The organism is Anoxybacter fermentans (assembly GCF_003991135.1).
GTDB classification, from domain to species: Bacteria; Bacillota; Halanaerobiia; order DY22613; family DY22613; genus Anoxybacter; species Anoxybacter fermentans.
In genome coordinates this window covers 44,899-64,224 of sequence record NZ_CP016379.1, presented here as the reverse complement: position 1 = coordinate 64,224, position 19,326 = coordinate 44,899, and the positions used below count along the sequence as shown (strand labels likewise).

Below are 19,326 nucleotides of genomic sequence, written 5' to 3'. Positions count from 1 at the left end.
TCCCTCCATAAATAAATATTATCTTTCAATATCTTCTTTGTTTCCTAAAAAGACCTGCAACTCATCCCAGGTCGGTAAACCTTCTACATCACCTTTCACTGTCACAGCAAAAGCTCCTACAGCATTAGCTAATTTTACTGACTCAATTAAATCATAACCTTTTATCTGGCCAGCTACAAAACCGGCAGCAAAACCATCTCCAGCACCAATGGGATCAATAACTCTTTTTAAGGTATATCCCGGTACATAATGTTTATCTTCTTTGGTAGCCACTATGGCTCCCTTTTCTCCTACTTTAAGCACAACAATTTTGGGACCTAGCTTTAAAAAACCGTCTATAATCTCTTCCGGTTTCTCCATCTCTAACAATATTTTACCCTCACTCAAGCCCGGTAAAACAATATCCACTTTGCTACAAATATCTAAAATAACTCGCCTCATCTCTTCTTTACTCCACAATTTTAATCTTAAATTGGGGTCAAATGTAACTTTTAAACCATATTTATGGGCTATTTCAATTGCTTTATAAACTACCTCTCTGCAAGAATCACTTAAAGCAGGGGTAATTCCTGTTAAATGCAGATATTTGGCCTGACTTATATATTCTTCATCCAGATCATCAGGTTCCATATGACTTGCTGCAGAATTATGGCGGTAATAATATACCTTACTTTCACCCAACCCTCGTCTTTCTTTAATCATCAAACCTGTTGGATGTTTATCATCACGCTTAACCCGGGAAACATCTACTCCTTCACCTCTGATAAATGCCTCAATATAATCACCAAAACTATCATTCCCTAATCGACTGATCCATCCTACTTTAATACCCAGCCGGGCCAATCCAATAGCAAAATTGGACTCAGCCCCACCCAATTGTTTTGTGAATTGATTAACATATTTCAGTGAACCACTCTCCTGAGGATTCATCATTACCATTGTTTCTCCTAATGTTACTACATCAAGCACCACTATCACCTCTAACTTGTATAATTATTTATTCCAAACCTCTTTATTTACTAAATATTCAGGTTTTTTACCTATAAGTACATCAGCTACTCCCCGGGCTGCTTTAGTCTGCAATTCTATCTGTGCTTCTTCAGAATACCAGCCAACATGAGGAGTAATAATTACATTATCCATATCCAATAATGGATTATCTTTTGCAATTGGCTCTTGTTCAGCTACATCCAGGGCAGCTCCAGCAATTTTTTTATTTTTCAAAGTCTCAATTAAAGCTTTTTCATCAATCACCGCTCCCCGGGCTGTGTTAATTATAAAGGCAGACTCTTTCATAAGGCCCAGTTCTCGAGCACCAATCATATGTTTTGTATTTTCATTCAATGGGGCATGAACTGAGACAAAGTCCGATCTCTTCATCAATTCATCCAATTCAACCAATTTTACTCCATATTCTTTTTCTACCTTTTCATCTACAAATGGGTCATAAACAATTATCTCAAATCCAAATGGTTTAGCTTTCTCTGCCAACCTACGGGGTATCTTCCCAAATCCTACAATACCCAGTGTCCTACCCCGCAAACGATAAACTGGTCGGGAAATATTGAAGTCCCAGTTTCCGCCTTTAACATCATTATTAAGTAAAACTATCTTTCTAGCACAGGCCATTAATAAAGCAAAAGCATGGTCAGATACCTCATCCTCACAGTAATCTGGCACATTAACCACACAAACTCCATGTTCAGTAGCCGCTTCTAAATCGACTACATCAACCCCTACCCCGTAACGGGCAACAACCTTTAATTGGGGTAATGATTCAAAAACTTTTCTACCTATTGGAGCATATTGAACCAATAGGCCATCTACACCCTGAGCTGCTTCTATAACTTCTTCTTCTGTCTTACATTGAGCTTTTAGCAACTCAGCATCAATCTCTGCTAGTACTTTCTCTTCATATTCCAGAGTTTCATATTCATAATCAGTTACTAAAACTTTAAATTTGGACATAATGATTCCTCCTTTTTAATTATTAATAGGTAAAATCTCTCCTGCATGTAACATAACAACAATAGAAGCATCTTTTCCTTTTTTATTTAAAGCATACGACAGTGCTTCCTGTACAGAAGCAGCTGGAATAAAGCCTAATTTTTCTTTAAGTTCATCAGAAATATTTGGACAAACCATAATTCCATGAGCTTTTTCTTTGATAACCCTACCTACATGAACTAAATGGGCAGCTACACTCAATTCTTGCAACTCTTTATTTTCTACAAGCTTTTTTACCTCTTCTAAAGATAGATATCCAAATTTCTCAATTTCAGGATGAGCTTTTGATACCCCTTCTGGACAGGGCGTTACTAAAATAACATAACCATTTTCTTTAACCACTAATTCAGAAGAATAGATTCCTTTCGCTGCCTGCCATAGTTCGATATCAGCCGGATATGAATCAGTAATAACTATATCAGCTTTTGGAATCCTGACCCCATATACTTCTTTAGCCAAAGCACATCCAGCCCTATGAGCAGCAATAAAATCACCAGCAAATACCCCCACAACTTTTCCCTTTAAATCCTGTACAACATTAATGATAAAATTTAATCCCATCAACCTGGCTGATTCATCTATCTGCTCTCTTACCGGGTTATCTCTTTTACCCATAATCTCAGAACCGGGGACTAAAGCACTAAGCCAATGGGTCTCACCGGTTGTTTTACCGGTCGATACCCCTGGTTGAGCAATTTTTCCTCCACCGGAGAAACCAGCCACTCTATGAGGTACTATATGTCCTAATCCAATGACATAATCAGCCTCCCGCAGTAATTTATTTCCCCACACCTCTATACCTTTTGAAGTCTTTCCATAGTAAATGTTTTCCTCTTTTTTATTCCAAAGATGATTAACTACTTTATATTCATCAACTATTCGCTGCCCCAATTTAGCAACTAATTCCCTTTGATTCATAGGCCGATGAGTACCCACTGCCATCAAAATAATAATATCTTCTTTTTTAATCCCCAATTCATGAAGATAGGGTAATAAAACCTTTAAAATCTTATCAACAGGAGTAGCACGGGTATTATCATCAGATAGAATTAATATCTTATCTCCTGGTTTTACTTCTTGATCTAATTTATTAGTACCAATAGGATTTTGAAGAGCTTCCCAAACCAATTTCTCTATTTCAAAATTATTATCACTTACCTTAGGTTTGAATACCCCTAGAAGATTTTTATCAGGTATTTCAACCCCTCTAATCCCTGAATAGTAAAAATTCAACTTCATTATAAACCAACTCCCTGATCTAAATTAATGATGGCAACCATAGAACAAGCGAAGGTACGTAAGTAATTAACATTAATACGATAAATAATATAAGATACATTGGTAATAATTCTTTAACTAATTTTTCTAATTTAACCTTGGAAATAGAAGTAGTGACATACAAAACAGTACCTACAGGAGGGGTTATCAAACCAATACATAAATTAGCAACCATGATAACACCAAAGTGAATAGGATCAACACCATAAGCATTACTAACAGGTAATAAAATAGGAACCAATAGGAATAAGGCAGGAGTCAAATCAATAACCATCCCAACAAAAAATAACAATATATTCAAAACCAAAAGAAAGACTAATTTATTTTGAGTTAGATTCATTAAAAATATAGTTAAATTCTGCGGCACTTGGGCTACTGCAAGGTACCATGTTAAAGCCATAGCAGCACCGCAAACTAACATAACTACTCCTGTATTTAAAGCAGCTCCTTTTAATATCTCTGGAAAATCTTTAAGCTTCACTTTATATACAGTAAATGAAATAATAATAGCATAGATAACAGCTACAGCACCAGCCTCGGTAGCAGTAAAAATTCCCCCTATAATTCCGCCCAAAATAATCAATGGTAAGATCAAAGCCCAAATGGTTTTTTTGAAAACCTGGAGAAACTCTTTAAAATTGACACGTTCACTTACAGGATAGTCCCTTTTTTTAGCAATGAAATAAGATATTGCAAGAAGAGACAATCCTATTAATATTCCTGGTATAGCACCACCCAAAAATAATTTAGCAATAGATATCTGGGCGATAGATCCTAATATAATCATAGGAATACTGGGTGGAATTATTGGACCAATCACCGCAGAAGCAGCAGTAATAGCTGAGGCAAACGGCTTATCATAGCCGTCTTTTTCCATCATAGGTATCTCTAATGAACCTAAAGCAGCAGTATCAGCAACAGCAGATCCACTAATTCCAGCAAACAACATACTTCCTATTACATTTACATAAGCTAAGCCACCTTTTAAACGGCCAACTATAGCATTAGCAAATTTAAGAATGTCATGTACCAACCCTGCTCTGTTCATAATCTCTCCAGCTAACATAAAGAAAGGAATTGCTAATAATGTATAAACATCTACTCCTGTCACTAATCTTCTCGCTAGTACCATCGGTTCAGGCAAACCTATAAAGAACATTAAAATAATTGCAGTCAATCCGATTGCAAAACCTATTGGCACCCCCAAAATAGTAAACCCTATTAAGGAACCTAAAAAGGTCAAAATTACCGCCAATTAAACCACCTCCTCAGTTTTTCGCTCAATTTCAATCACATCTTTTTTCCAGACTAATATAAGTTCTTTTATTACTTCTATAATCATCATAACAGTTGCAAAAGGAACCGCTGCATATTTCCATGCAACAGAAATACCCAAAATAGCTGTTTTTTGAATGTAAGCTCGTGAAATATAATTAATACCGCCTTTTAATAAATAAACCAAAAATACTAAAATCAAAATATTAATAATTGATAATAATATTTTAGTCCATATTCCATTAGTTCTCTCCAAAAGTACAGTAAAAGAAGGATGTAAACCTTTTTGCAGACCGGCAACTATAGCCATAAAAGACATCCAAACAAAGGTCAATCTACTTATTTCATCTATCCAGGTAAAGGCCATACCAAAATACCGGGCAATCACATTAACAAAAATGGAACTTACCATAACTATCAATGTACTGATCATGATAATATCAACTATTTTATACATATAATTTAAAATTCTTTTCATAACTATACTCCTTTCCAAAAGTCAGGTGTTGGTTTAAAACCAACACCTGACCTGCTTATTATTAAACATTTATTGGAGATATTTTTGACTTAATTCTTGAATATCATCAATAATGTCTTTTGTTTCTGGATACTCTTCAATAAACTCATTTACAATAGGTTTAACACGTTCCATAAATGGTTTAAGATCTGGGTAAGTTACTACCACACCTTTATTAGTGATCTCTTTGATAATTTGATCCTCCTGGCTTCGAACCGCATTTAATATCGCTTCAGATGTAACCTGAGCAGCCTTCTTAATAATTTCCTTCTCATCTTCAGAAAGGCGATCCCAAACACCTTTGTTTATAACTATATATCCAGGACTATACATATGGTTAGTAATTGATACATATTTTTGTACATCATACCATCCTGCATAATAAGCAGTAGCAAGTGGATTATCCTGTCCATCTACTACTCCTTGTTGTAAAGCAGTAAAGATTTCACTAAATGGCAGAACTACAGTACTAAAACCTAAAGCTTTCATTTCTTTTATAATGGTTTCACCCTGGAAAACGCGTAGCTTAATATCTTTGCAGTCCTCAATAGTTCTAATTGGACGCTTATTGTTTGATATAACTCTAAATCCATTAGGAAAAGAAGCTAAAACTTTAACATTTAAAGGTTCTAAATATTTATAAATCTTTTCACCGATAGGACCATTCAATACAGCATCAGCATGTTCATAATTAACAAACATATAAGGTAACTGCATTATCCTGAATTGAGGAACAGTATTTTCCCACATATTACCTGTCATAGCCATCTCAATAGTTCCTAATTGTACACCTTCGATAAATTCCTGTTCAGCTCCTAATTGATTATTGGGAAAAATGTATACTTTTATTTTGCCATTTGTTCCTTCTTCAACCATAGGTTTAAACTTATTTTGTAACGCTTGATTTACAGGGTGATCTACTGCATAATAGTTAGCAATCTTAAGAGTTGTTGCACCAACAAAACTACTTAATACAAATATTAAAAGTAATGTTAACCCTATAATTTTAAAAAATCTGGCATTCATTATTTTTATACCCCCTTATGATTTTTCATTGTTTAATACTTTTCCTACATTAATGTGAATTTATCTTTGTCTTGTATCCAGTTAATCACCCCCTATACTCTTTAATATCAGTACGTTTTTTAGACTACTATCCCCATAATGACTTCTAATCTATCCTCGCGATTTGATACATGCACCCTTACTTGTTCAGCAAAATCTTTTTGTTTTGTTATATGAAACACTGTTTTTTATTTCAATATATTATTTCTCTCTTCTTCTTAAAATTCCTTCTTTGATTTTAAAGAAATTTATGAAATTTTAATTTTCTCTGCATATACCCCTTAATATTTTACTCTTTTTCATTAATCGTCAGCCTACCCTCCACTTTAGTACAAACTAGGAATAAACATTACCAACTGTGGGAAAATAATTAGAATAATTAAAACAATTAATAAGGTAATCAGGAATGGTAAAATAGCCCGAACCAATTCTTCCAGTTTTATATTAGCTACTCCACAGGCAACATATAATACTGTTCCTACAGGCGGAGTAATTAAACCAATCCCCAAATTAATAGACATAATAACCCCAAAATAAACGGGATCAATTCCTACCGATTTGATAATAGGTAAAAGTATTGGAGCAAGTATCAACATAGCAGGAGTTAAATCCATAACAAAACCGACAAGGAACAATAAAACATTTGTAATCAACAGAACTCCTAAAGGAGAGGTAGTTATAGACGTTAACAATTTAGCTAAAGCAAAAGGTACACGTGCTATTGTTAAAAGCCATGCTGTTACCATAGCCATTCCACACAAAAACAAAACTACAGCAGTAGTTTTAGCAGTATTCAAAAAAATACCTGGTATATCCTTAATTTCAATTTCTTTATAAACAAATAATCCCAAAATTAGAGAAACAAAAGCAGCAACAACCCCTGCTTCAGTCGCAGTAAAAACTCCTCCTAAGATTCCACCCACTACTATAACCGGAATACTTAAAGCCAACCAGGCTTGCTTAAAAGTTGACCAAACCCGTTTAAAACTAAAACTAGCTTTTTCTGTTTCTTTAATACCATAACCATACTTTTTACTTGTAAAGTATGTTGTCACCATTAAAGCAAAACCAACCAAAATTCCAGGAATAATACCTCCCAAAAATAGGCGAGCAATAGATGTATTAGTAATAATACCATATAAAATAAAAGGAATACTGGGAGGAATAATAATTCCAATTACTGCCGATGATGCAGTAACAGCAGCTGAATAATCAGCTGGGTATTTTTGTTTGATCATTGGAGGTACTAGCAAACCTCCAATGGCAGCAGTATCAGCTATAGCTGAACCTGAAATTCCTCCAAAAAACATACTTGCCAAAATATTAACATGCCCCAGTCCCCCCGTTATATATCCAACTAATGCGTCAGCAAAATCCACTAACTTTTTTGCAATACCTCCTCGATTCATAATTTCACCGACAAACATAAAAAAGGGAATTGCTAACAGAGGAAAGTTATTCATTCCAGAAATCATTTTTTGAGCTAGAACCATATAGGGTATATCCATGGTATGCATAATAACCAGATTAGATAAACCTAAACTAAATACAACTGGTATACCCAGAAAAACAAATAAAAATAGTGTACCTAAAAATAACCATAGCATAATTTCACACCTCTCTTTGAACCTGACCAAAACTATAATTTTTTAGCAATTTTAAGGTATGAATTATTTTCTTGATATTTATTAAACCCATAAGAAAAGCACTTACTGGAATAATCATATAAACAAATTTCATTGGTATATATAATGCTGGCGAAAGATTAGTTGCTGAGCTAGCTACTACCCAACCATAGTATGTTAAAAAAATAATTACCAATAAAACACCTAAATCGCCAATTAACCGAAAGATTAATTGTATTTTTTTTGAAGGAATCAATTTGACTACAATATCTAACCCTATATGTTCATTACTATGATATGCCAGTACTGCCCCTAAAAAAGAAACCCAAATAAAGATGAATCGAGATAATTCGTCGGCCCAGCCTAAAGAATTATTTAAAACATATCTCATAAAAACATTGGCACCAACAATCACAAACATAAGAAATGTTAATATAACTATTATTCCTTTATAAATGTTCGTGATTACTGTAAGTAAATTTTTGTTTTTCATTTCACACTCCCCTTATTTAAGATCGTATGGAGGGAATAATCTCCCTCCATACGATCTTAAAATTATTATTTTTTACTTTGGAATTCTTCAATTTGTTGCTGAACTTCTTTAATTAAATCGCGTCCAATCTCATCAGCAAATTTTTCATACACAGGTTGAACAGCTTTCTTAAACTCAGCTCTTTGTTCAGGAGTTAAAATAGTAACATGCATTTTAGTCTTAAGTTTTTCAAGATATTCAGCGTTCATTTCACGATTTAATTTGCGGTTATAGTACTTAGATTTAATAGCAGCATCTTTTATTACCTTCTGTAAGTCAGATGGCAACTTATCCCAGAATTTCTTGGAAATCATTAAGACAAAAGGAGAATAAACATGACCGGTATCTGTTGCATATTTTTGAACTTCATAAAAGTTTTGTAAATAAATTGTGCCCCAGGGATTTTCCTGACCATCAACTACTCCCTGTTGCATAGCTGAAAATACCTCACCAAATGCCATAGGAGTAGGATTAGCTCCTAACTCTCTCCAGGCTGCTAAATGAATAGGATTTTCCATAGTTCTGATTTTTAATCCTTTGACATCTTCTGGAGACTGTACTGGACGTACACTATTAGTTAAATGACGATACCCATTTTCCCAATATGCCAACCCTATTATTCCGATATCCGCTAATTTATCTAATAATTTTTGTCCTACTGGTCCATCTAATACATAATCCGCTGCCTCGTTAGAAGGAAATAAAAACGGAAGATCGAATACCTTAAATTCATTCACAAATGGAGCAATTGGAGCAGTAGACGGACAGGTCATCTCTTGAACTCCAAGTTGTAACGCTTCCATCATTTCACGGTCATCACCTAATTGGCTTGAATGATAAATATCTATTTTAATCCTTCCATCACTATTTTTTTCAACCAATTCTTTAAAATATACTAATGATTTGTATTGCGCAGATTTGTCATTTAAACCTATACCTATATTTATATGATACTCTCCCTTAGCCATTCCAAGTGCACTTAAACCAAAAACCAATAATAATGCAAGTGAAGTAATTATATAAAATCTGTTTCTCATTTTTTTACCCTCCCCGTATAATAATTTAATCAATCTTATAAAAATTTCTAAACCTCAAATTATAGTTGCATCTTCTATCTCTAAAATCACCTCCTGAATAAAATTATTTGGCTCTCCGTCAAATGTTGTGAAAGATAAGTTGGCTCCGTTGAATTGATTGGTAAATTGATTTTGAAATAAACATTTAAATTTAATAACTTAACATTGCATTAAATACTCTTCTCCTTAGATTCATAACATTTGGAACACCATATCCAATCCTTTTGATCAATTTAATCTTGTTATTGATACCCTCAGCAAAGCCATTGGTTATCTTAGTCTTAAAATAATTTAGTATTTTTTCTTCCCATCTTTGTATTATCTTTTTTACCTGGTAAAAAGGCATCAGCTTGCTTTTTATTACTTCTTTATACCACCTTTTTAGAGCTCTGGTGGCTTCTTTCACATCATCTAGCTGCAATAGGTCTCTGAATTCCTCTTTTAATTCCCAGGCCTTTTCTAGAGCTGGACTGAGTTCAAATAATTCGATGAGCTTTTCATGTTCTTCGTCTGTCAGTTCTTCAGCTCGTTTTTGGAGTAATAAACGACTTTGAAAAAACTTTCTTCTCTGATGATTATTTACTGTTTGTTGAACTTGTTTTCTAACTTCATCAAGGGCTCTGTTCATTAAAGTTACAAGGTGAAATTTATCTATAACAATTTTTGCATGAGTAAATGCTACATCTGCTACTGCTTTGAACGGCCGCCACATATCCATAGAGATTGATTGAATCTGTCGTCTTTGCTCATCTTCCCAACAATTAAAGTAGTCAATTAAATCATCCTTTTTGCGAGTAGGTAAAATGTCAATTAACTCCCGATTAATTGGATCTGTAATGCTAACTCCATATTTATGGCGTTTTAAAACTGCAAATTCATCGATACTGATGGCTTTTAATTGACTAAGTTTTGAAATTTGTTGTTTGATAAGAGGGTCAACTACTTTTTTAACTGCATTATTAACAGCTGTATAACTTAACCCGTTTTCTCTAGCAACTTTAGAATAATCCTTACTGACAGTCTCTTTAGCAATATATTTATCAAAGCGTTTGGTTTTACGGGCATATTTATCAATACTTTCATATTTTTCAGGGATACCCCTCTTATGACAATAAGGACAACGATATCTTTTCTTTAGAAGTCTAATGATTACTAGTTTACCTCTTATGGGGATGTCTCTAATATTTTGCCATTTTGTATCATGGATTTTATTAGTGATATTACCACACTGAGGACACACAATGTGATTTTTCTTTGCTTCAGCAATAAAAATATATCTGTCCTCCGTTGAAATAATTTCAGTTGCAATAATGTCTGGCAAATCAAGAAATTTTATGATATTATTATATTGCATTTGCTGGACTCCTTTCTTTGGTTTTTAGTTCGCAACTTAATTAATTCAACGGAGCCAGCAAATGCCTTTTTATTTTTTATAATTTTTTCTTCACAACATTAATTATAAACCCAATTATTTTTTATATGTTCCCTCTTTGGGGATTAATACCAGATTCATTCTCTGATTTTAATATATGCACCCTCAATAGCTGAAGTCGCCCATCGGGTATAAATCCCCAAAGCACCTTGGTTATATCTGAATTTAGGTTTTTCCCAGTACTGACGGCGTTTAGCCAGAATAGACTCAATTTCTGATGGATCTTTTCGCTCACCAGCAATACCAATAATATTAATAGAACGGTTAATAATATCTATTTCAATCAGGTCGCCATCTTCTACCAGAGCGATTGGACCACCTTCAACTGCCTCTGGTGATACATGACCTATAGCTGGCCCTCTGGTCGCTCCCGAAAAGCGACCATCAGTAATTAACGCAGTAGATTTAACCAATTCAGAATCAGAAGCAATAGCTTCAGTAGTATAGAACATCTCCGGCATACCAGATCCTTTAGGACCTTCATAGCGGATAACTACAGCATCACCTGGTTGTACAGTTTTATTCAAAACTGCAGCTAAAGCATCTTCCTCGCTATTATAAACTTTAGCCTTGCCTATAAAGTGATACATGGCAGGATCGACGGCAGAATGTTTTACTACCGCTCCAAGAGGAGCTAGATTACCCCTCAAAATCGCAATAGCACCGGATGATTGAATAGGACTTTTCTTCGACAAAATCACCTTTTCTGATTCAGGCATTATTGCTGGTTTTTCATTCATAAAACGCAAATACTTAAAAACATCCAGATTGGAAAGATTTTCTCCTAAAGTCTTACCTGTTATAGTCATAACATCTAAATGAAGAAACTCTTTAATTTCCTCCATAATCTTCGGAACCCCACCAGCATACCAGAAATACTGGGTTGGATATACACCACTGGGTTTGATATTACTTAAATAGGGAATCTTCCGGTGTAATCGATCAAAAAGGTCTGCATCAATGTTCAAACCTAACTCATGAGCTATCGCCGGTAAGTGCAGCAGGGCATTAGTTGAGCCACCAATCGCGGCATGGACCATAATGGCATTTTCAAAAGCCTCTTGAGTCAAAATATCCCGTGGAGTAATTCCCTGATCAATCATTCGTAAAAGATAAATGGCCGCAGTTTGTGCCATCTCAATCAAAGCTGAATTATCTACAGGAATTAGTGCAGAACCTGGTAAGGCTAAACCCAGTGCCTCAGCCATCACCTGCATCGTAGCCGCAGTCCCCATAAACTGACATGCTCCACATGAAGGGCAAGCTGTCTGTTGATATATTCTAAATTCTTCCTCACTAATCTCATTTCGCTTTAGTTGGGCGTAATATTTACCAATCTCCTCTAAAGTTAACCCATCAGGGCCAGGAATCATCGAACCACCAGGGATATGAATTGCCGGCAAACCGATACGAGCAGCGGCCATCAAATGGGCAGGAACCGACTTGTCACAGGAAGATATTAAAACCATCCCATCATATGGTGCAGCCAGGGCTTGAATCTCCACCATATTTGCAATCATTTCCCTGGAAACCAGGGAATAGTTCATTCCATCATGGCCCTGAGCAATTCCATCACAAATATCGGTAACAGTTGATGGCGCTCCCTTGCCTCCATGGGTATCAATAGTTTTTACTACTGCTTCTACCAATTTATCTAAATGAAAACTCCCTGGATGGCTGTATCCATATGTACTTGCAATAATAACCTGTTTTTTATCTAAATCTTCTACTTGCCAATCCATACCCATCCTTAAAGCGTCAATTTCTGGCCCTATCTTTCTAATTTTTTTACTTTTTAACAAAGTTTTTCCACCTCTTTTGTTTAGTAAAACCTTGTTGTTTTGCTATATGAAACACTGTTTTTATATCGATGTATTATTTCTCTTTTCTCTTTAAAAATCCTTCTTTTATAAAAAGAATTTTATGAAATTTTATAATTTTCTCTGTATATACATACTTACCATTCTGACTGTTCCATCATTTTCGTAAAGCAATTTTTCATAAAGTCATTCATTTTAATATTTTTAATGTTTTATATAATAAAACATAGTTTCATTTATTGTTTTAATTCGCTTTTGTCGTAAAAATTCCTTCTTTATTTTCAGTATTTTATTTATGATTTTACTGCAAAAAGCCAATTTTTCGCTTCAAGAGAAATTTTTCGAACCATCTAAAGTTCGATTTCAGTCGAAATAAGGCACACTAATCAATGGGCCCTCCTGGCCCTTGATTAGCTCATCACATTCTGTGATGAGGCCTTATTTCAACTGAAATCTCACTAAGAAGATTTAACGAAAAATTTCTATGTCGCTCAAAATTAGCTTTTTGCAGTTTAATCATTTATAAACTTAAAAACTTGGCAAAAGCTATTCAAGATTATGTTAGGCTCAAACTATAAAAGCACTAGCCCTTCTCCAGTTGAAGAAGAAACTAGTGCCTAGTAATGGTATACTAAGAAGAGTGATTTTTATTTCTCTTACTCCACTGTTACTGACTTGGCCAGATTCCGCAATTGATCCACATCACAGCCCCGCAATCTGACAACATAATAAGCCAAAAGCTGGAGTGGAATAATGCCAGGACTGTTTCTAAAGATTAATTAGCAAAAATCAAAGAGATTCCAATTGGGGATGTATCCGGTCAAGAATCCTATCAGTTTCTATCATTATCTCAGAAAAACTTTTTTCCTTAAAATTAAATTTCCACTTATATATAGAATTATATGTTCCGTATCTGTTTTGAGTTTGATATCCTATACCATTGCTTTCTGGTTCACAAATTTTTACAATTTTACTTCTTAACTTCTTTAAATTGTTTTGAGACATTTTATTTTCTTCATCTAACATGACCTTCAATACAAAAGCTTCATAGTTAAACTCCCAATAAAAATAAATTTTGCTTCCAAAGAAATTCTTTTCAAGCCATCCTTTACTCCAGTTCATAACAGGATTGTTCTGGCCACTATATATATCCCATTCTTCAAATCTTTTAGAAGTTTTTCTTAACTCATTGTATATGTAATAAAACAGTGGAAACCATATTCTATAACCTTTGTCCTTCCAGTAGTCTCCATCCCAAATATTCTTTGTTTTATCTATATTCAACTCAATATTATTTTTTCTTATATCTTCTTCTTTTAAAGCTTTGATCCAATCTCGATAAATATTTTCATTTATATCCAATTTCGAAAAAACTTCAATAATTTCATTTAATCTAAACACAACAAAGCCCTGTGGATTTAGCCCTTTCCAAACTTGCGAAGCACCAAATAAAAATAATAAGAAGATTACATCATTATTATCACAATTCTTATTCTGCATAAAATCAATATATGTACCTTCTAACTGTCTTTCATAAGGTATTGAATCAACCTTCATTTCTATGACTAAATATTTTGTACAATTTTTAAATAAATCAATTTTAACAACCAGGTCAATCTTTCTCCTTCTACCAAACGAATATTCAGGAATGCAAGTTATGTTTGCTATTTCATGCTGGTCAAAATCAATTTTTTTCCCGCATATTCTATATATTCTTTTCAATATCTCATATTTCTGTTCTATGGAAACTACTCTATTTTTTGAGTCGAGCAACCATCTCAAAACACCTGTATGCACCTTTTCAAATTGATAACCTATAATATTAACAAAATTCCTATCCATAATATTCCTCCTTAACTTAAAGCATTTTGATAAAAGTTTTTTAATCAGTTGCCAATCTCTTGAAGTCGATTATTTTCATCGACCTCACACCTGATTATCTCATTTATTGAATTATCACTGTCATCAATAAAATTATCATAGGATAAAATTAATCATTTCTTCCTTTGTCCCTAAGCTGTTACCAAGCCATATTTTAAATACAATTTAAACAAATCTACTCAACCCCTAATGCCTTAAACACAGCATCTTCAGGGCTTTGATAGAAAGATATCTGGAATTTTGCAAACAATTCCGGCGGAACTGAACCAATATCAGTAGCAGAAGCCATGGGAAGCAGCACCTTTTTCGCACCGGCATCAAAGCAAACTTGCAATACATTTGCCAATTCTTCAACTTTATTGATTGTCCCACCAATACTCATAGAACCCAGTACAACCAGTTGACTCTGAACAGGTTTTTTTAATGCGCCCGAGCACAATGCAATAAAAGCAGCTAAAGCCAATTCTGACGTCATACCTATCCCCTGAAGATCTTGGATATGCATCAGAAAATCATTGTTATTTAATGATATACTTCCGCTAATATTTTTTTTGTTTGCTTTAAAATAATTAAAAGCAATATTGATACTTTCCTTTGCATCTCTACTTGAACCAAGTCCAGTTCTTTCGAACTTTCCTGAACCTGGCACAACTTCTGTTTCAATTTTGAATACACCGATCATACCAGAATCGCCACGAGCAACCGTGTAAACATGGCCCGGTTTTCCCATTCCTTCTGGAATCAGTTTGCTTCCACCCTGTTCTGGTACTGATACAAATTCCTCCTGAAAAGTTTCTTTATCTATATAAGAAAAATGAACATCATAAAATTCCATACCACCAATTTTTTTTAACTGTTCTTTTACTCTCCTTCTTCCGACCAAAGCATACCTTAATATTTCCTCTATATCTTTCTTTTCAAATTCCCCGTTTGGATAGATAAGTTTTACCAAACCTGAAACAGTCTTTCTTACCGCTATTACATCTCTTTGGTTGAGGTTATTTCCTAAAATAAAATATTTATCCAGAGCATCAGAAAATGATCTTTTCCTCATTTCTCTGAAAAACTCTGCTATATAATCTGTAATAAATCCGTATTCATTGGTAAAATATTCTGGCCTGTATTTAGGAATCTCCCATCCGGGAATGTAATAGTGCATTCTGTCTAAAAAGGCAGTATCATAGGCCATTGCTTCAGGAAAGGGATCAAATAAGTGAGAAGTTTTCAGCAAAACGTTAACACTTTGATTGATATTCCCTACAAATACCATAGAAGCTGAAGCATTTTTTTCTTCTTTTCCCCGTGCAAAAGAACCAGAAGCCATGTAATCTTTCATTATTTGAATTCCATCTTTATCCTTAAAAGTTATGCCTGCTACCTCATCAAAAGCAACCACATCCCATAATCCAACCAGTCCTATCTTTCTTGTGGACATGTTATAAAATAGATTTGCCACTGTAGTTTGCCCGCCTGATATCAAGATTGAATAAGGAGATATTTCTTTATATATATGGGATTTCCCTGTACCCCGTGGCCCTAATTCACAAAGATTATAGTTGTTCTCTACCAGTGGAATCATACGAGCCAGCAAATGCCACTTTACTTTTTCTTCTAATTGGGTAGGCTCCATACCAATGGATCTTAATAGTACATCTATCCATTCATCTTTAGTAAAGTATCTACGCCTATTAAATATCTCTTCTATATCTAAATTAGGCATTTGAATGGGTTTAAGGTTATCTATTTTAAAAGGATTTACATCTCTTAATTCTTCATCATAATAATAACTAATTTTTAAAATACACCATATTCCACCAGTCAGTAGTTTCTCATATTCCCTGACATAATGGGGGGCTATCTCTACACCTTTCAGGCCTAAGTTCGAAAACTCAGCCTCATAAATATCCTTCTTTTCATTAAGTTTCACTGTTACTTTATCAATTACAGTATACAACCCCATTTCACGAATTTTGGATTTAACCTTTTCTGCTTCATCTGGACGAACAAAATTTTGAGCAAGTATATTTTTTACCCTCTCCACACCATCATTGATGCTATCTTCATCATCCGTGGCACAATACATACCGAGCAAATATTCCAACACATAAACCGGAACATTTGCTCCTTCTTTTATTTTTTTTGTCAAATCTTTTCGCACAACTCTTCCCGGAAAGTATTTATTCAGTTTTTCATTTAGGTTTGAAGTTTTATCTGACTTATCCATGTTCATTTCACCTGCCTAATATTTATTAAAAACCAAAATCGTCACTGATAATTAAATCTATTGTAAAGGGAATCTTTTCATATATTTTTTCTACAGGTTCATCCTCGTCTTCCAAAATTAAATAATATTTTTTGGTTTTATCATAAGGCATATCTTTAAGGGTAAACTTTTCTCTAAAAGTACGTTCTTCAGGACATGAAGATCGACTGTCTGCAATTATGATATTCTCATTAGATATTTTATTGCCATCTTCATCAACAAAATAAAGTTTCAGTCTCAAAGGTACTTTCTTATCTTCTACTTTCTCAGTCTGGAAGAATTCCAAATAAGTAATCCTATTAGTAATTTTTCTTGAAATATTTGTTAACTTCACTTCAACTTTAGAAGCCCTATATTCATTTTTTCTGATGTTTTTAAACTTAATCACGGGTATTATAATTTCCTGCAGGGAAACTCCACCGTGTACATAGTTGGCCCCCGCTCCTTGAATTTTATATCGAATGACTCCTTTTGGCACGATAACTCTCAAATTCGTCTGTTCTCCCAAAATATATCTCATAGAAATTGATAAAGTATCTTCCAAATGGTCACTGGAATCAGTCAGCACAAATCTTCTTCCTTCATCTATTGCTTTGATATTGCTTTTACCAACTTTATCACTTTCATTTAGCGGAAATCTTCTGTAAATAAAACCATGGTCTGCAGTGATAAAAATATTGGTAGCACTAACATTATTGACAAGCTTTTTAACTAAATTAATCAAGTCTTTCAAAGCCTTTTCAACAGCTTCAAATACTTCTCTTTCCGTTAAACTTTTATCTCCTACTGCATCGATTGCATTATGGTAGATATAAATGAGCTTTTTACCGTCGAAGGTTTCTTTATATTCAGTTCTCTTCATATCCATCAAATCATGATATTGTATAGCTAAAGCATCCTCACAATAATTCAATAATATCCTTGCCCGGTTGTTTGTTCCCTGTGTATTTATACCATCCACTAAAACTTCTGCCTTTTCATTTATATCGATACTTCTACGGGGCAACAAACTTGCCATACCAAATTTAGTAGTGGAAGGAACGACTCCCTGCATAAAGTGTATTTCAGCAGCACCCCTTAGTTCTTTATTTAAAAGGTTAATCAGCTCTTTACCAGCCTCGTATCTCAATGCATCAGAAATAATGACAAATACCCTTTCACCATTTTTTACATATGAAGAAATATAATCCTCATAAAAATCCTTCTGCTGGGGAATTCCAATCAACACATAGTTTTCATACAGTTCATTCTCAACTGCCCTTGACCATTTTATCGATAATTCATTTAAGTACCAGTGAGTATAAGTGTTTTCTATTTTTTCTGCCAATTTTTCAAAAGGCTCTTTATTCTTTATTTTATCATATGACAAATAGAATTTCCTGTAAAATTGATCCATTAAATAGTATTCTTTTGTATAGTTTTCTATCAATTCAAAAGCCATTTGCCCTCTGATAACCTTTCCCATTCTTCTTTCCATTTCAAGAACTTCTAAAGCATAATACAGAGCTTCATATTCATATTTTTTTTGATTAAACCAATGACTCGTCTTTCTATTATTTATAATTTTTCGATATCTTTCAAACTCACCTATATCATCAAGCAAATTATTAATTAACTTTGATATAATTATTTCATCAAAAACTCTAAAAGTGTCACAGTTTATGTACTTCTCTATATCCCACTTATTTACATAATCTTTTACATTTAATATTTTTTCCACTCTATCTGCAAAAAGATCATAAATTTTGCTGTCAACTGCATGGTTCATAAAATTGCTGACAAATACAATACAATTAGATTTTTTTATAGATACAAACTTCTGCCATGTTTCTGGCAAATCTTCCTCTAAATTGTAACTTAAATGGGTAACCAAAAACATGATAATAAGTTTTTCTAAAGATTTTTCTTCAAAAGCATAACCGTATCTTCTTTCTACAAGCTTCCAAAAGGCATCTAAATCCCCAAAATTTCTGATTGTTTCTATTAACTTATTTTCCTCTTCAACTTCCCCCATAAGAACCTTTTTTACAACAAGTTCAAAATCAGCCACAGGAAGTTTGCATAAAACAGAAAGGACAGCGATATCCACCTTTTCTTCAGTAAATTTTTCAATATTGTAAGAAGCAAATTTTTTATATCTTTCTTTATTTCCAAAAAACTTAAGGTACTTTTTAAATACCCTCTTAAGAGACGATTCTTTTATTCCAAAATCTGTCATAATCACATCTGCTTTATCTGCTGAAAATTCCATGCTGTAATTTAATATATCCAGAAGCCAGTTCTCCCTCGACTCTGGCTTTCGGTTAGGAGAGTATATGAGATAATTAGATTCTGTATCTACTTTTTCCAATTGGTACTTGATGAAAAAAGCGTTGTTATCTTTAAGTTTTAAAATCCTGGCATTTTCCAACTGCAATTCGTCAATATCTTCAACAAACTCTCTTTCTTCGTCATACCAGAAAACAATATGTCTTTTTTTCCCCCCAGTAGGTTCTTTACTGAAATGTTCTTCTAATTTTTTCTTTATCTCATTTAAGTTCATTTTAGTCACCCAC

General features: G+C 33.9%; 14 protein-coding genes. All 14 read right to left on the bottom strand.

The window, feature by feature from the left end; all coding sequences use genetic code 11:
* Window positions 1-18: 18 nt before the first annotated feature.
* Window positions 19-969, bottom strand: a complete 951-nt coding sequence (locus BBF96_RS00245; protein WP_205665668.1) for a sugar kinase — start codon at window positions 967-969, stop codon at window positions 19-21.
* Window positions 970-993: 24 nt separating this feature from the next.
* Window positions 994-1,968, bottom strand: a complete 975-nt coding sequence (locus BBF96_RS00240) for a C-terminal binding protein (protein ID WP_127015301.1) — start codon at window positions 1,966-1,968, stop codon at window positions 994-996.
* A gap of 15 nt (window positions 1,969-1,983) precedes the next feature.
* Window positions 1,984-3,246, bottom strand: a complete 1,263-nt coding sequence (locus BBF96_RS00235) for a nickel-dependent lactate racemase family protein (protein WP_127015300.1) — start codon at window positions 3,244-3,246, stop codon at window positions 1,984-1,986.
* A gap of 19 nt (window positions 3,247-3,265) precedes the next feature.
* The gene (locus tag BBF96_RS00230; protein WP_127015299.1) at window positions 3,266-4,540 is read right to left on the bottom strand and encodes a TRAP transporter large permease; all 1,275 of its coding nucleotides are present in this window, start codon (window positions 4,538-4,540) and stop codon (window positions 3,266-3,268) included.
* A complete protein-coding gene (locus BBF96_RS00225) occupies window positions 4,541-5,038 on the bottom strand; it encodes a TRAP transporter small permease (protein WP_127015298.1) in 498 nt (165 codons plus the stop codon).
* A gap of 69 nt (window positions 5,039-5,107) precedes the next feature.
* Window positions 5,108-6,103: a TRAP transporter substrate-binding protein gene (locus BBF96_RS00220; RefSeq protein ID WP_127015297.1), complete on the bottom strand. Its 996-nt coding sequence runs from the start codon at window positions 6,101-6,103 to the stop codon at window positions 5,108-5,110.
* Between the two features lie 365 nt (window positions 6,104-6,468).
* Window positions 6,469-7,749: a TRAP transporter large permease gene (locus BBF96_RS00215; RefSeq protein ID WP_127015296.1), complete on the bottom strand. Its 1,281-nt coding sequence runs from the start codon at window positions 7,747-7,749 to the stop codon at window positions 6,469-6,471.
* Window positions 7,750-7,753: 4 nt separating this feature from the next.
* Window positions 7,754-8,260, bottom strand: a complete 507-nt coding sequence (locus tag BBF96_RS00210; protein WP_127015295.1) for a TRAP transporter small permease — start codon at window positions 8,258-8,260, stop codon at window positions 7,754-7,756.
* Window positions 8,261-8,325: 65 nt separating this feature from the next.
* Complete coding sequence (locus tag BBF96_RS00205; RefSeq protein ID WP_127015294.1) at window positions 8,326-9,336, bottom strand: TRAP transporter substrate-binding protein; 1,011 nt, start codon at window positions 9,334-9,336, stop codon at window positions 8,326-8,328.
* 190 nt (window positions 9,337-9,526) lie between these two features.
* Window positions 9,527-10,729 carry an ISL3 family transposase gene (locus tag BBF96_RS00200; protein ID WP_127015293.1) on the bottom strand — a complete coding sequence of 401 codons (1,203 nt, stop codon included), beginning with the start codon at window positions 10,727-10,729 and terminating at the stop codon, window positions 9,527-9,529.
* 155 nt (window positions 10,730-10,884) lie between these two features.
* Window positions 10,885-12,609, bottom strand: coding sequence for a dihydroxy-acid dehydratase (gene ilvD, locus BBF96_RS00195; RefSeq protein WP_127015292.1), 1,725 nt, complete (start codon window positions 12,607-12,609; stop codon window positions 10,885-10,887).
* An 807-nt stretch (window positions 12,610-13,416) separates the two neighbouring features.
* Window positions 13,417-14,469 (bottom strand): PDDEXK-like family protein, encoded by a 1,053-nt coding sequence (locus tag BBF96_RS00190; protein WP_127015291.1) that lies wholly within the window; start codon window positions 14,467-14,469, stop codon window positions 13,417-13,419.
* 214 nt (window positions 14,470-14,683) lie between these two features.
* Entirely contained in the window at window positions 14,684-16,732 is a 2,049-nt protein-coding gene (gene brxL / locus BBF96_RS00185; protein WP_127015290.1) for a protease Lon-related BREX system protein BrxL, read from the bottom strand.
* Window positions 16,733-16,757: 25 nt separating this feature from the next.
* Window positions 16,758-19,313 (bottom strand): BREX-1 system phosphatase PglZ type A, encoded by a 2,556-nt coding sequence (gene pglZ / locus BBF96_RS00180; protein WP_127015289.1) that lies wholly within the window; start codon window positions 19,311-19,313, stop codon window positions 16,758-16,760.
* Window positions 19,314-19,326 lie beyond the last annotated feature (13 nt).

Bases quoted from the DNA above. Each gene is read 5' to 3' on its own strand.
- BBF96_RS00240 (WP_127015301.1), bottom strand. From the start codon at position 1,968: ATGTCCAAATTTAAAGTTTTAGTAACTGATTATGAATATGAAACTCTG.
- BBF96_RS00235 (WP_127015300.1), bottom strand. From the start codon at position 3,246: ATGAAGTTGAATTTTTACTATTCAGGGATTAGAGGGGTTGAAATACCT.
- BBF96_RS00225 (WP_127015298.1), bottom strand. From the start codon at position 5,038: ATGAAAAGAATTTTAAATTATATGTATAAAATAGTTGATATTATCATG.
- BBF96_RS00220 (WP_127015297.1), bottom strand. From the start codon at position 6,103: ATGAATGCCAGATTTTTTAAAATTATAGGGTTAACATTACTTTTAATA.
- BBF96_RS00215 (WP_127015296.1), bottom strand. From the start codon at position 7,749: ATGCTATGGTTATTTTTAGGTACACTATTTTTATTTGTTTTTCTGGGT.
- BBF96_RS00210 (WP_127015295.1), bottom strand. From the start codon at position 8,260: ATGAAAAACAAAAATTTACTTACAGTAATCACGAACATTTATAAAGGA.
- BBF96_RS00205 (WP_127015294.1), bottom strand. From the start codon at position 9,336: ATGAGAAACAGATTTTATATAATTACTTCACTTGCATTATTATTGGTT.
- BBF96_RS00200 (WP_127015293.1), bottom strand. From the start codon at position 10,729: ATGCAATATAATAATATCATAAAATTTCTTGATTTGCCAGACATTATT.
- BBF96_RS00190 (WP_127015291.1), bottom strand. From the start codon at position 14,469: ATGGATAGGAATTTTGTTAATATTATAGGTTATCAATTTGAAAAGGTG.
- brxL (WP_127015290.1), bottom strand. From the start codon at position 16,732: ATGGATAAGTCAGATAAAACTTCAAACCTAAATGAAAAACTGAATAAA.
- pglZ (WP_127015289.1), bottom strand. From the start codon at position 19,313: ATGAACTTAAATGAGATAAAGAAAAAATTAGAAGAACATTTCAGTAAA.